Genomic DNA, 13,788 nt, shown 5'->3' with positions numbered 1-13,788 from the left:
TTAAGAAGAAGGTGGATGGAATTGAATCAAAATGCACCAAATGAACTAGAATATATTCGGGAATTTTTAAATACATGGAAAATACCAAACGATACGAGAGAGCCAATTGACTTGCTACAAACAGAAGAGGATATAAAGCTTTTTATGAAAGAATATTTTCATGAAGAGTTTCCATTTCATACGATAGAAGAATTAAAAAGTTTTCGAGAAGATATTCGGGCGGCAATTCAAGGTGAAGGATCATTGCAAAAGTGGTTAGAGAAATATCCATTTCATGTACATGTAATGGAAGATATGAAAGGTATTACGTATGAACCAATACACGAAGAAACTGTATATACAAAAGTATTAAGCATTGTTTTAATAGCAGTTCAAGAAAATTTATGGGGGAGGTTAAAAGCATGTCCAGATTGCCGCTGGGTATTTTATGACAATTCACGAAATGGAAGTAAAAGATGGTGCGGTATGTACGCTGGAGAAGAAGGAGGAAGAGCGTGCGGTACGATTGCAAAAGTGAAAAACTACCGAGCAAAGAGAAAAGGGAGATCGGGTTATAATGTCTAATTTATATTAGGGAAAGAAAATTGGATGGGGGAATGTAGAATATGAAAGGTACGCAAATGTTAGCATTAAATAAAAAGTGTTGGGATACAGTTGCACCTTATTTCTTTCAAATGGATTGTTTACCGAAATATGGCCCATATACAGCGTCTGAAGATGAAATTCATTTGTTCGATTCAATTAGAAATAAAAAAGTTCTTGATATTGGGTGTGGAAGTGGACATTCGTTGCAATATATAGCGGAACAAGGGGCAGAGGAATTATGGGGGCTTGATCTTTCGAGTGCACAAATTGAAATAGCGAATAAAACGTTAAAGGATTGGAATCCAAAGTTAGTCTGTGGGGCAATGGAAGAAGAGACAAAAATTCCAAAAGAGTATTTTGATATTGTCTATTCCATCTATGCATTAGGTTGGACTTCAAATTTAGAAAAAACATTAGAACTTATTTATTCATATTTAAAACCAGGAGGAAGCTTTATTTTTAGCTGGGAGCATCCAATATATTCAAACTTGCTGTACGGAACAGAGAAGATTGTTTTACATTCTTCTTATCACGAAGAAACTCCTATTACGTTTGAAACATTTAAAGGAGAAAATGTACAAGCGACATTATATAAGAGAAAAATAAGTACATACATAAATGAGTTAAATAGAGCAGGATTTAAAATTGAGAGAATAGAAGAGCCTGAACCATCGAGCTTGTTTAATGAAGAACTAGCTGAGCCGTCTACGAAATATTATTCTTTATATAAAGCTAGAATGGTGCCGACTACTTTTATTATGAAAGCTAGAAAGTAAACTGTTTTTATAAAAGAAGCCTATCATTTCAAAAAAATGATAGGCTTCTTTATTTTAATAAAATTGAGGTTAAATGTGTACTTTTGTTATAAAAATGCATTTCATATAAAAAGTGTAATTATTTTTGGGGAGGGGGATTGTTGTGCGTCATCATAGAAATTGCAAAAAATTCGGAGTGGCACTGCCTCTTCCGCTTATAGGAGCAACTGGTCCGACAGGTAATAGTGGTCCAATCGGTCCAACTGGAGGGCATGAAGGTCCTGTTGGTCCTACAGGGGTGACTGGACCGACGGGAGCAACTGGGCCCCAAGGTCCTCAAGGTATCAGGGGGATACAAGGTCCCCGAGGGACAACAGGAGCACAAGGAATACAAGGAGCTATTGGTGATACAGGAGAGCAAGGTATAACTGGCCCAACTGGTCTTCAAGGTGCTCAAGGATTAATCGGAAACCAAGGTCCAATTGGTGATATTGGAGTACAAGGATTAGAAGGAATCCAAGGCGCTACGGGCCCTGCTGGTAGTCAAGGTATACAAGGCACACAAGGAATACAAGGGGAAATAGGTGAGCGGGGACAAACGGGAGCACAAGGAATGCAGGGAGAGAGAGGCATAACTGGAGTCTCAGGTGTAACTGGCCCCCAAGGTCCTCAAGGTGTTCAAGGAATACAAGGGGAGCAAGGGGCTACTGGTATACAAGGAGAAGACGGCCTCCAAGGGATACAAGGAATTACTGGAGAGGAAGGCCCACAAGGAGCTCAAGGAATACAAGGTGAAGTGGGTCCAACTGGTTCTACTGGAATACAAGGTGCCCAAGGTATAAGTGGAATAAAGGGGATAACAGGTGCAATAGGTTTACAAGGTCCACAAGGTGCGCAAGGAATACAAGGTATAACGGGAGCAACAGGCTTTCAAGGGATAAAGGGAATAAGAGGTATAACGGGAGCGACGGGTAGTATCGGTATTCAAGGCTTAGAAGGACCACCGGGCGGTCCGACGGGAACAACCGGTCCAATTGGTCCATCTAGTGGAGTGACTGGTCCATCAGGTCCACCCGGTCCACCAGGAGGTCCAACGGGTCCAACGGGAGCGACTGGTTCAATAGGTGTAAGCGGAGGGATAGGTTCAATTGGAGCGCAAGGAGTGCGAGGTATAACAGGTCCAACAGGTCCTCAAGGTGTAAGGGGAGCACAAGGTTCCCAAGGTGTAGTTGGAGCAGTTGGAGTACAAGGGGCACAAGGTCCTCAAGGTAACCCAGGTATAACTGGTCCAATAGGTGCAGAAGGTTCTCAAGGAATACAAGGTCTGCTGGGAGTAATAGGTCCAACAGGTGCAGAAGGTCCTAAAGGTATTCAAGGTATTCAAGGTGTAATAGGTCCAACTGGTGCACAAGGAATTAGAGGTCCTCAAGGAAATACAGGGGAAGTCGGTATAACTGGCCCTCAAGGGGTCCAAGGGGCACAAGGTAGTCAAGGCCCCCAGGGCCCACAAGGGAATGTTGGAATTACTGGTGCAACGGGTGAAACTGGAGCTACTGGAGCAACCGGGGCAACTGGACCACAAGGTGTGCAAGGAGTGCAAGGGATTACGGGAATACAAGGAATAACGGGAACGACAGGCAATACAGGTGCAACGGGAGTAATTGGAATACAAGGAATACAAGGCGTCCAAGGAGTGCAGGGCCCAACTGGATTAATAGGAACAACAGGGATTAGTGGTAGTACAGGGCCAGTTGGAGCGCAAGGTAGTCAGGGACAAAATGGAGCGGTTGGACCTACAGGCGCAACTGGTAGTGTAGGATCAATAGGCTTCTCGGGAATAGTAGGAGCGACTGGAGCGACTGGTTTACCTAGTGGGGGCGGTTATTTCTTTTCCACTGCAACGAGTGCAATTGCAGCGAATGCGCTAATACCAATCAATTCTGGTTCTACAATTTTTGGATCAGGAATTAGTTTAACAAGTGCAACAACTGTAACGTTGAGTACGCCGGGAATATATTTAGTAAGTTATTATTTTCAAGGTGATCCAACTAGTGGGAATGAAACGATTTCAGTAAGGCTGACGTTAAACGGAACACAAGTCGCAGGGAGTTTTATTTTTTATGTTACAGCAGGTTTTGTATTGGAACCAGCGATTTCTAATATGATGATAATTCAAGTTACTTCTTCAAATTCCACCTTGTCATTACAAAATGGTCCATTAGCTATTGGGCATGTAACGACATTAGCGGGAGTAATAACAGCTAGCTTAAACATATTACAAATAGTTTGATGCGTTACAAACGGGAGGAGATGCTTGTGAAGAATCAAGATAAGTGTAGTAAGTTTCAAGCACCTATTCCTTTTCCACCGCCAGGTATTACGGGGCCCACTGGACCAACCGGTCCAACCGGTTCTTTAGGTGGACCGACTGGACCACAAGGAATACAAGGCGTACAAGGTCCAATCGGTCCAACTGGTCCTCAAGGAATACAAGGAGTGCAAGGGGTGCAGGGAGAAAATGGTCCAACAGGCCCAACGGGTTTAACTGGACCACAAGGTTCTCAAGGTAATCAAGGACCTATGGGAGAACGAGGGCCACAGGGAATACAAGGTGTTCAAGGAATTCAAGGTGAAAGAGGTCCGACTGGTCCAACTGGTATTCAAGGGATACAAGGAATTCCTGGTCCAATTGGTCCAACTGGTTCAACAGGAATACAAGGCATACAAGGAATACAAGGTGAAATCGGTTTAACAGGTCCAACAGGAATACAAGGTATACAAGGAGTGCAAGGAGAAAATGGTCCAACCGGTCCAACTGGAAATACTGGTATACAAGGTGTGCAAGGTAATTTAGGAAGTAGTGGTTTACAAGGTGTAACAGGAATACAAGGAATACAGGGTCCGATTGGTCCAACCGGCCCAACGGGTTCTCAAGGGATTCAAGGGGAACAGGGTCTAATAGGGCCACAAGGAGAAACTGGTGTTCAAGGTTTACAAGGTCCCCAGGGAGAAATGGGGCAGGTAGGTCCAACAGGTTCTCAAGGAATCCAAGGAGTGCAAGGTGAAATCGGTCCAACCGGCCTGACAGGAGCAACTGGGATAACTGGTCCGACAGGTTCTGCAACAGGCCCCACAGGAGCAACAGGTCCAACGGGTCCACCGGGAGGCCCAACCGGTCCAACCGGTCCAGCAGGATCACCAGGGGGTCCAACCGGTCCGACTGGAGCAACAGGGGCAACAGGGGCGACCGGAGCAACAGGAGCAACTGGAATCCAAGGAGTGCAAGGAGTACAGGGACCAACCGGAGCAACCGGTTTAACAGGTTTGCAAGGAGTGCAGGGACCAATGGGGGCAACCGGCGAGGCGGGAGAAACGGGTCCCCAAGGAATCCAAGGGATCCAAGGTCCACAAGGGATAACCGGTCCAACGGGAGCAACCGGCCAGACGGGAGAAACGGGTCCCCAAGGCCCACAAGGAATCCAAGGTCCACAAGGGATAACAGGGCAGGCGGGAGCAACCGGCCAGACGGGAGCGACTGGTGCAACTGGACCGACCGGAATACAAGGCATACAAGGAATCACTGGAGCAACAGGGGGAACGGGGGAAACGGGTCCAACAGGTGCCACGGGTCCAACTGGCTTGACAGGAGCAACCGGATCATCTGCTATATCGACAGGTGGCGGATATTTCTTTTCTACATCAACAAGTACAATTGCTGCAAATGCCAACATTCCAATTAATTCAGGGTCCACTGTATATGGCACTGGTGTATCTTTAACTAGTGCTACGACAGTCACAGTAGCGACGCCAGGAATATATTTAGTAAGCTACTATTTTCAAGGGGATGCAAATGGGGGGAATGAGACAGTATCTGTTAGATTGCTATTAAATGGAACGCAACTAACAGGGAGTTTTATACAAAACGTAACGACATCAACTGTAGTAATCGAACCAGCCATTTCAAATACACTTCTTGTGAATGTAACGAGTGCTAATTCAACATTAATATTACAAAATGGCCCGTTAGGTGTAGGGCATGTGACCACTATAGCAGGTGCAATTACGGCAAGTTTAAATGTAGTGAGAATTTTATAAAGAATATAAAAAACACAAGAAATGTCTTTGTAAGACACACCTTGTGTTTTTTAATATTAAATAAACATTTTCTTTATCTTTTCGGCTGAAAAATATGTTGAAAGAAGTATTTGTGATGTAAGTTATCTACAACTTTATTTGCTTGATATGTGCGATGTTGTTCTAATCGAAGTCTTTGCTCCATCATTTTTATTGCATGATCAGATAAACGTAACATAATACATTCTCCTTTTCTATAAATATAGGTGACTATTTGATATCGATCCCATATTTATAATTAAGGAGGCAAAATGTGTAACATAGGCAAAAAGCACCTTCCTCTCCCATTACGCTTACGAGGTTAGCTGTCGGACTCGGGAAGTGAGAGTTTCCCTACTTAAAAAAGATTCGCCCCAAGTAGCATAGCTACAAAATTGGTTCCCCCGCTCCAAAATTTGGACTCAGCAAAAGGTTTTATAAAGTAAAAAATAACATAAAGGAGTGAACAAGTCAAATTATTTTGTTTTTTCTGTCTTTTTGAGTTGCGTAAGAATCATACCGTCAGGAAGTATTGTATCTGATACTGTAATGAATCCGTGTTTTTTATATAAATTAATAGCAGGGGTATTCGCTTTACCCGTTTGTACAATGTATGTCATTGAAGAAGGGAACATGTTAAATATATAAATTAGGAGTTTCGTTGCGATTCCTTTTTGAAAAGAATCGGGCGATACAACTAACCTGTGGATATCGATTAGTTTTTCTTCTTGTACAAAAGAAATAAAACCGACAAGTTTATTTTCAGAAAAATATCCATAGAATGTTTCAGCGCAACTTTGAATATCGTTTACAGTATCATATAAACGAGGTATGGCAGTACTATTTAAGTAGTCCGCTTCAACTTTATAAGCTGGAATTTGAACTTGTAAAATGGATGTTGCTACTTCAAAAGAACAGGAGTTTAACTTAAGAATCATAGAAAATGAAGCCTCCTTTAAATATGGTATATTAATATATTTTATTTATGGGTGAGTTTGACAATATTTTTCTTTTTTGCATATAATATATGTATCTCCATATGTAAAATAGTAGTAAGTATATTTCTATAGTGAAATATGATTAGCAATGATAAATACATATGTTTGTATTGAATCATACAAACTATAATAGAAATGGAGGACTAAAAATGGGATGGATTATTACATTAATAGTTGGTGCTATTATAGGTGCAATTGCTAGTTCTATAACGGGTAAAAATTTCCCAGGTGGTATGTTCGGAAATATTATCGCAGGTTTATTAGGTGCTTCGTTAGGTGGTAGATTATTTGGATCCTTTGGGCCATCATTTGGTGGGATTCATGTCGTGCCAGCATTATTAGGTGCAATCGTGTTAATTCTTATTGTATCATTTGTAGTGAAAGCTGCAAGGAAATAGAGATATAGATTATGATGAAGAGCCCTGAATAAGGGCTTTTCATCATTCGAAGAGGTGGTTTCATTGGAGAAAATAAATATAAGAAAAAGAGATAAGTTAAGAAAGTTTTTTAGAGAACAAAATTATTTGGCGGTATTACTTGGATTTGCGTTATTGTTCATTAATATTTTATTGCTAACAAAAATATCATTTGTTTTTACACCGTTTATCGTATTTTTAAAAACAATTTTCTTCCCAGTACTATTAGCGGGCGTACTATTTTATATTTTGCATCCATTCGTTTCGCTTTTAGAAAAGAAGGGTGTTTCAAGAATTGTATCGATAGCTTCCATATATTTAATCGTACTAGGGTTATTTGTATTTTTAGTTGTAACGGTTATCCCTATTATTAAAGATCAAATTGATGCATTAATTGATAACTTACCGTATTTCGGCCATGAGATTGAACGAGCAGCACGTAGATTTGGGGAAAGTAATTTACTCGGTAAAATTCAGGAGAATTTAAATATTAATGTTGCGAATATGGTAAAAGAATATACAGTTGATTTTACAAAGTCATTATCATCAGTAACTGGGAATGTAACTGGATTTTTGAGTACTGTTACAGAGGTTGTTTTAACATTTGTAATGGTTCCATTTATATTGTTCTATCTTTTAAAAGATGGCGAACAATTGCCGAAGCACTTCTTAAAGTTCATTTCAGAACAAAGACAACCAGCAGCAATGAGAATACTAGATGATATGCACTATGCGATTAGCTCGTATATTAGAGGGCAGATTATCGTGAGCTTGTTTATCGGTATTATGTTATTAATTGGTTACCTTATTATCGGTATTAAATATGCTGTATTACTTGCTATTTTAGCGATGATTGTAAATATCGTTCCGTACGTAGGGCCAATTATCGCTATTACACCAGCGTTAATTATCGCATTTATCGACTCGCCAGCAATGGTGTTAAAAGTAATCATCGTTATGATGGTTGTACAATTAGCAGAAGGTAAGTTTATTTCTCCGCAAGTAATGGGGAAAAAGCTAGATATTCATCCGATTACAATCATATTTATCATTTTAACTGCCGGAAACTTATTCGGGATTATGGGCATTATTTTAGCCATTCCAGGATATGCGATATTAAAAGTGTTAGTTACGCACGGTTATAGATTTGTTAAGTTGAATACGTGAAAAAAAGAGCTAAAACAGTGGGAACTGTTTTAGCTCTTTTTTATTAACAATTCATTTGCATATTGGCGCGCCCATTGATCCGCTTCCAATATAGCATCTAGTGAAGGATCTTTTACGTTATGATGAGCTTCAACTGTTTTGTAAATTGTTTTTTCAATATCGAAAAAGGAAATTTCATTTTTTAAGTATAGTGCATTCGCAATTTCATTTGCTGCATTTAATACAGCTGGAGTAGTACCACCGATTTTGCCACATTCATATGCGTATTGTAGACAAGGGAACTTCTCTAAATCTGGTTTTTCAAAATGTAAACTACCGATTTCTAATAAATTTAATTTTTCATAGGAAGAAGGTAGCCGAGTAGGATAGTGAAACGCATATTGAATCGGCATTCTCATATCAGGAGCACCGAGCTGTGCCATAACTGATCCATCAATAAATTCTACTAAAGAATGAATGATACTTTCTTTATGAATCATTACATCAATTTTTTCATACGGAATATCAAATAGCCATCTCGCTTCCATTACTTCAAAGCCTTTATTCATTAATGTGGCAGAATCAATCGTTAGTTTTGCACCCATTAACCAGTTTGGATGTTTTAAAGCGTCCTTAGCTTGTAATGTTTGCATTTCTTCACGTGTTTTATCACGAAAAGCACCACCGGAAGCTGTTACAATTAACTTCTCAATCTCTTTATTATTTTCGCCGTTTAAACATTGGAAAATAGCTGAATGCTCACTATCTACTGGAATTAAGCGACATCCGTTTTGTTGCGCTAGTTCAGTTACGATATGTCCAGCTGCAACCAAAGTTTCTTTATTAGCAATAGCGATATCTTTCTTCGCTTTTAATGCTTCAATTGTTGGGAGTAATCCTGAAACACCGACAACAGAACTTAATACAAGATTTGAATCAGGGTGAGTAGCTACTGCGATTAAGCCATCAGTCCCGTGTGTGATTTTTGTATTTGCTGAAATACGCGTACGAAGCTTGTCTGCTAAGTCTTTTGTCGCAACGCTTACAATACGAGGTTGAAACGTTTTGATTTGTTGCTCAAGAAGATCGATATTATAATTTGCGGTTAAACCGACGATTTTAAAATGTTCAGGATGAGCTGAAACGACATCTAATGCAGATGTGCCGATGGATCCTGTTGAACCTAAAATTGATATATATTTTACCATGAAAAAACCTCCAAAGTTGTTTCGAATATTTCTGCAAACCTATATAACATTAGACAATTGAAGTGGAAATTCCTGCTATATAAAATAGAAAACTAGGGTTTGTTTGGAAGTGAAATGTGATAAACTGTAAAAAATAACGAAAAAGCAATGAAAGAGAAGAGTACATATTCGAAACTTTTCAGAGAGCTGATATGTGGTGGGAATCAGTAAGGGATGAATATGGAATGGGCTCTGGAGCTTCTAACTGAAATGAGTAGGTAAAGACGGTTACTTCACGTTAAGAAGTTGAAGTGAGCTATAATGATAGCTAATTAAGGTGGTACCGCGGGAGTTTCTCGTCCTTTTTAAGGATGAGAGGCTCTTTTTATTTTGAGAAAGGAGGAGTTAGTGTGAGTGAAAAAATAATGTTAACAGGAATTAAGCCGACAGGTTATCCGCATTTAGGAAATTATATTGGTGCGATTAAACCTGCATTACAAATGTCAAAGAATAATGAAGGAAAAGCATTGTATTTTATAGCGGATTATCATGCGTTAAATGCTGTGCATGATTCAGAAAAGTTCAGCAGTTATACGAAAGAGGTAGCAGCTACTTGGTTATCGCTTGGACTTGGGGAAGATGTTATTTTTTATCGACAAACAGAAGTATCGGAGATTCTAGAATTAGCTTGGATTTTAGCTTGCCTAACTCCGAAAGGTCTTATGAACCGTGCTCATGCGTATAAAGCGAAGGTGGAGCAAAATAAAGAAGCGGGTTTAGAGGTAGATGCAGGAGTGAATATGGGATTATATACGTATCCGATTTTAATGGCGGCTGACATATTACTATTTCAAGCTACTCATGTACCAGTTGGGAAAGATCAAATTCAGCATATTGAAATTGCACGTGATATTGCGACGTATTTTAATCATACATTCGGCACGACATTTACACTTCCGGAGTATGTAGTGCAAGAAGAAGGAGCAATATTACCAGGACTTGATGGAAGAAAGATGAGTAAAAGTTATGGGAATGTAATCCCGTTATTTGCAGAGAAAGAAAAACTACGAAAGTTAATATTTAAAATCAAAACAGATTCTTCACTTCCGAATGAACCGAAAGAAGTAGAAACATTATTTATGATATATAAAGAGTTTGCGAGGGAAGATGAAATACAGTCGATGCGTGAAAAGTATGAGACTGGAATCGGATGGGGCGATGTGAAAAAAGAGTTATTTCGCGTTGTAGATCGTGAGTTAGCTGGACCGCGTGAGAAATACACTATGTATATGAATGAACCAAATTTATTATATGAAGCGTTAGAAAAAGGTGCTGAGCGAGCAAGAAAAATCGCGAGGGTAAATTTAGCGGAAATTAAAAAACGGATTGGATTTGAGAGGGGGCGCTGAGCGTTCCCTCGTTTTTCGATATCAATTATTCTTCATATCGATACATAGAGCAATAAGTTCGCACTTCTTTTCCGAACTTATTAGTTGCATATATTAAAAAGTATGCTAATATAGGGTTACTTATTAAACTTGTTTAATAAGTTTAATTAAAGGTACTTATTAAAGATGTTTAATAAGTGCCTCCCATATAATAAAAAAGGAGAGGATTGTATGAAAACGGAGAAAGAAAAGATGGTGGCAGGAGAAATGTATATTGCGGATGACGAAGAATTGGTGGCTGATAGGGTGGAGGCAAAACGTTTAACACGCCTTTATAACGAGGCGATGGAGACAGGAGATGAGAGGCGTTTTACATTATTAAATCAGCTTTTAGGTTCTTCAGCTGATGGGAAAGCACAAATTAATCCTGATTTTCGTTGTGATTACGGCTACAATATTCATGTTGGAAAGAGCTTTTTCGCAAATTTCAATTGTGTGATTTTGGACGTTTGTGAAGTTCGAATCGGTGATAATTGTATGTTTGCACCTGGTGTTCACATTTATACTGCTACTCATCCATTACATCCGGTGGAACGAAACTCTGGCAAAGAATATGGAAAACCGGTAAAGATAGGTAACAATGTTTGGGTTGGCGGAGGCGCTATTATTAACCCTGGTATTTCAATTGGAGATAATGTTGTAATTGCTTCAGGGGCAGTTGTGACAAAAGATGTACCTAATAATGTAGTTGTTGGTGGTAACCCAGCTAAAGTTATTAAAAAGATAGAAGAGTAAAAGGTGTTTTCATTAGAGTATAAATTATCGTATAGAGAATTTGAAAGGTGTTTCATATGAAGAAAGATTTTGCGGAAAATGATACAAAGACGCTACTTGCCTCTCGAAATGCTCTATTCCTCTTATTTGCTTTGCCAGGTGTGGCATTTGCTACATGGATTTCTAGAACAGCAGCTACTCGAGATATTTTAGCAGTGTCAAATGCAGAAATGGGCTGGATTTTGTTCGGATTATCTGTCGGTTCAATAATTGGTTTACTAAGTGCAAGTCATTTTATTGACGGTAAGGGAGCTAGAGACGTTATTATAGGCAGTATGTTTTTTATGATTGTTGGATTGCTTTGTTTAGGTATTACTATTTATTTTGTTTCTAGTATGGGGGCTTTTGGTAGCTTACTAGTATTTGGAGTAGGATATGGATTAGCAGAAGTCGCATTGAATGTAGAAGGTTCTGCCATTGAGCAGAAATTAGGAACAACTCTTCTTCCGAAATTCCATGGCTTTTTTAGTATAGGAACTTTAGTAGGCGCGCTCAGTGGTTCTGCCGCCATCTCGCTTCACATCCCAATTCTGTATCAATTTCTTGCGATTTCGGTCATGTTTGTATTACTTGTATGTATGTTGTATCGTTTTCTTCCGCATGGGACAGGAAAGAAGGAGAAATCGCGAAACAAAAAGCGAGCGAAGCATACTTCTTTACGGATGGAAAAAAAGGTGCTTTTACTTGGTCTTTTTGTGCTTGGAATGGCATTTGCAGAAGGAAGTGCAAATGATTGGTTACCTATTGTGATGGTAGATGGACATGAGCAAAGTGTAGTAACAGGTTCTATTATGTACACTATTTTTGTATTGGCAATGACATTAGCTCGAATGTGCAGTAGTTATTTTCTTGATCGATTCGGTCGTGTCGCGGTTATGCGTGCTACTATTATGATGGCGATTATAGGAATGACAATCGTCATATTTGGGAGTAACTCATATTTTCTAGCACTTGGTGTAGTACTGTGGGGGATTGGTGCCGCGTTAGGTTTCCCGATTGGGCTTTCTGCTGCTGGAGATGACAGTGAAAATGCGACTTCTAATGTTGCTGCAGTTTCTATCATCGGTTTTACAGCGTTTTTAGTCGGACCACCATTTTTAGGAATACTTGGAGAAGCATTCGGAATACGTAATGCTTTGCTAGCTGTTTTATTATTTGTTATCTTGTCTGGAATTGTATCGTCTGTTACGAGAGAGAATGCATCGATTTAAATACGGAGTGCCGCTAGTAGAAATATATCATCTCTATTGCTTTAGAAAATGATGTATGATATATTGTCAACGCAACTTATTAAAAGCGTTTAATAAGTATGTTGATTAAGGTGGTGAGCGATTTGAGTGAACAATTTGTTACTCAAAAATCGATTAAAGAGACGATCCTTCGCGGCATTCGTACAGCTCTTCTAGAGCGAGGTAGTGCAACGAAAGTTGAACTTAGTAATACATTAGAAATCAGTTTTCCAACGATAAGTAAATTTATAGAAAAAATGAAACAAGACGGTGAAGTCACTTTAGCCGGTTTAGATGATTCAAGTGGTGGAAGAAGAGCAAAACGATATGAATATAATCCAGAATATATGTTAGGTTTAGCGATATTTTTAGAAAAAAATGAGACGAACTATACAATTTTTAACTGTTTAGGGGAAGTAAAAGAACAAGGCAGTACTTCAAGTGCATTAATTGATACGGGTCTAAGTGTATTAACAGAACATATAGAAAGTCTTATAGCTACGTTTCCAAAGATAAGTTCAATCTCAATTGGTGTTCCTGGTGCTGTCGATAATGGGCGTATTTTCTATATTCCTGGATATGAAAAGTTCCAAAATTTTAATTTGAAAAGTCACTTGGAGGAACTGTTTTCTATACCAGTAGTAATAGAAAACGATATGAATGCTGCAGTGCTCGGCTATCATAAAAATACTGGAAACAATGAAAATTCCTCTCTTGTATATTTGTATTCAGGTCAAAATGGCCCAGGTGCGGGGATTATGGTAAATGGAGATGTCGTACGCGGAAGCACATTTTTCTCAGGAGAGATATCTTTCGTCCCGCAGTACGATAATAAAAATTTCTTGCAAGCTTTGAGAAGTGAAGATTCGAATAATCCAGAGGAATATAATATAGATGCTATTACTCGTTTAATAGCTACATGTATAGCTATTATTAACCCTCATGGATTCATCTTCTGTGATGATGAAGTGAACCAAATTGTAATAGATCAGATTGTAAAAAGTTGTCCGCAGTACATTCCGGCAGAACATATTCCGAAAATAACAGTGAGCAACTGGAAAGAAGATTATTTATATGGGTTAAAAAGCCTTGGACTTGATCTTATGATTATGAGAACAAATAAAGAAAATTAAATGT

13 protein-coding genes, 1 riboswitch and 1 other annotated feature are annotated in these 13,788 nt (G+C 39.1%); of the genes, 10 read left to right on the top strand and 3 right to left on the bottom strand.

Features of this window, described 5'->3' with window-relative positions; translation table 11 throughout:
- Positions 1–21 precede the first annotated feature (21 nt).
- The 4 genes from RT27_RS16545 to RT27_RS16530 all read left to right on the top strand — a co-directional run bounded on the left by RT27_RS16545 (position 22) and on the right by RT27_RS16530 (position 5,435).
- Positions 22–564 (top strand): CGNR zinc finger domain-containing protein, encoded by a 543-nt coding sequence (locus RT27_RS16545; protein ID WP_043936683.1) that lies wholly within the window; start codon positions 22–24, stop codon positions 562–564.
- 41 nt (positions 565–605) lie between these two features.
- A complete protein-coding gene (locus tag RT27_RS16540; protein ID WP_043936682.1) occupies positions 606–1,361 on the top strand; it encodes a class I SAM-dependent methyltransferase in 756 nt (251 codons plus the stop codon).
- Positions 1,362–1,503: 142 nt separating this feature from the next.
- Positions 1,504–3,630, top strand: a complete 2,127-nt coding sequence (locus RT27_RS16535; RefSeq protein ID WP_043936681.1) for a collagen-like protein — start codon at positions 1,504–1,506, stop codon at positions 3,628–3,630.
- Positions 3,631–3,650: 20 nt separating this feature from the next.
- Complete coding sequence (locus RT27_RS16530; protein ID WP_043936680.1) at positions 3,651–5,435, top strand: collagen-like protein; 1,785 nt, start codon at positions 3,651–3,653, stop codon at positions 5,433–5,435.
- A gap of 73 nt (positions 5,436–5,508) precedes the next feature.
- Here the strand turns inward: RT27_RS16530 and RT27_RS35265 are convergent, their stop codons facing one another.
- Positions 5,509–5,652 (bottom strand): hypothetical protein, encoded by a 144-nt coding sequence (locus RT27_RS35265; protein WP_000945246.1) that lies wholly within the window; start codon positions 5,650–5,652, stop codon positions 5,509–5,511.
- Positions 5,653–5,748: 96 nt separating this feature from the next.
- Positions 5,749–5,891, bottom strand: a riboswitch (cyclic di-AMP (ydaO/yuaA leader).
- A 38-nt stretch (positions 5,892–5,929) separates the two neighbouring features.
- On the bottom strand, positions 5,930–6,391 hold the full coding sequence (locus tag RT27_RS16525) for a GNAT family N-acetyltransferase (protein WP_043936679.1): 462 nt from the start codon (positions 6,389–6,391) through the stop codon (positions 5,930–5,932).
- 209 nt (positions 6,392–6,600) lie between these two features.
- On the opposite strand from RT27_RS16525, the gene RT27_RS16520 reads away from it, so the two are divergent.
- Positions 6,601–6,849: a GlsB/YeaQ/YmgE family stress response membrane protein gene (locus tag RT27_RS16520; RefSeq protein WP_000539733.1), complete on the top strand. Its 249-nt coding sequence runs from the start codon at positions 6,601–6,603 to the stop codon at positions 6,847–6,849.
- A 63-nt stretch (positions 6,850–6,912) separates the two neighbouring features.
- A complete protein-coding gene (locus RT27_RS16515; RefSeq protein WP_016080893.1) occupies positions 6,913–8,034 on the top strand; it encodes an AI-2E family transporter in 1,122 nt (373 codons plus the stop codon).
- A gap of 29 nt (positions 8,035–8,063) precedes the next feature.
- Here the strand turns inward: RT27_RS16515 and RT27_RS16510 are convergent, their stop codons facing one another.
- Positions 8,064–9,221, bottom strand: coding sequence for a 1-deoxy-D-xylulose-5-phosphate reductoisomerase (locus RT27_RS16510; RefSeq protein ID WP_043936678.1), 1,158 nt, complete (start codon positions 9,219–9,221; stop codon positions 8,064–8,066).
- Positions 9,222–9,359: 138 nt separating this feature from the next.
- Positions 9,360–9,567, top strand: a binding site (T-box leader).
- A 43-nt stretch (positions 9,568–9,610) separates the two neighbouring features.
- On the opposite strand from RT27_RS16510, the gene RT27_RS16505 reads away from it, so the two are divergent.
- The 4 genes from RT27_RS16505 (at position 9,611) to RT27_RS16490 (ending at position 13,784) form a co-directional block, all read left to right on the top strand.
- Complete coding sequence (locus tag RT27_RS16505) at positions 9,611–10,609, top strand: tryptophan--tRNA ligase (protein WP_029442852.1); 999 nt, start codon at positions 9,611–9,613, stop codon at positions 10,607–10,609.
- Positions 10,610–10,819: 210 nt separating this feature from the next.
- A complete protein-coding gene (locus tag RT27_RS16500) occupies positions 10,820–11,383 on the top strand; it encodes a maltose O-acetyltransferase (RefSeq protein WP_029442851.1) in 564 nt (187 codons plus the stop codon).
- Positions 11,384–11,439: 56 nt separating this feature from the next.
- Positions 11,440–12,633 carry an MFS transporter gene (locus tag RT27_RS16495; protein ID WP_043936677.1) on the top strand — a complete coding sequence of 398 codons (1,194 nt, stop codon included), beginning with the start codon at positions 11,440–11,442 and terminating at the stop codon, positions 12,631–12,633.
- Positions 12,634–12,755: 122 nt separating this feature from the next.
- Positions 12,756–13,784, top strand: a complete 1,029-nt coding sequence (locus tag RT27_RS16490; RefSeq protein ID WP_043936676.1) for an ROK family protein — start codon at positions 12,756–12,758, stop codon at positions 13,782–13,784.
- The last annotated feature ends 4 nt before the right edge of the window (positions 13,785–13,788 follow it).

The sequence above is a fragment of the Bacillus sp. L_1B0_5 genome (genome assembly GCF_000836715.1).
In the GTDB taxonomy this organism is placed as follows: domain Bacteria; phylum Bacillota; class Bacilli; order Bacillales; family Bacillaceae_G; genus Bacillus_A; species Bacillus_A thuringiensis_S.
Note: the sequence above shows the minus strand (reverse complement) of the source record. Positions and strands in the feature narration are given on the sequence as shown.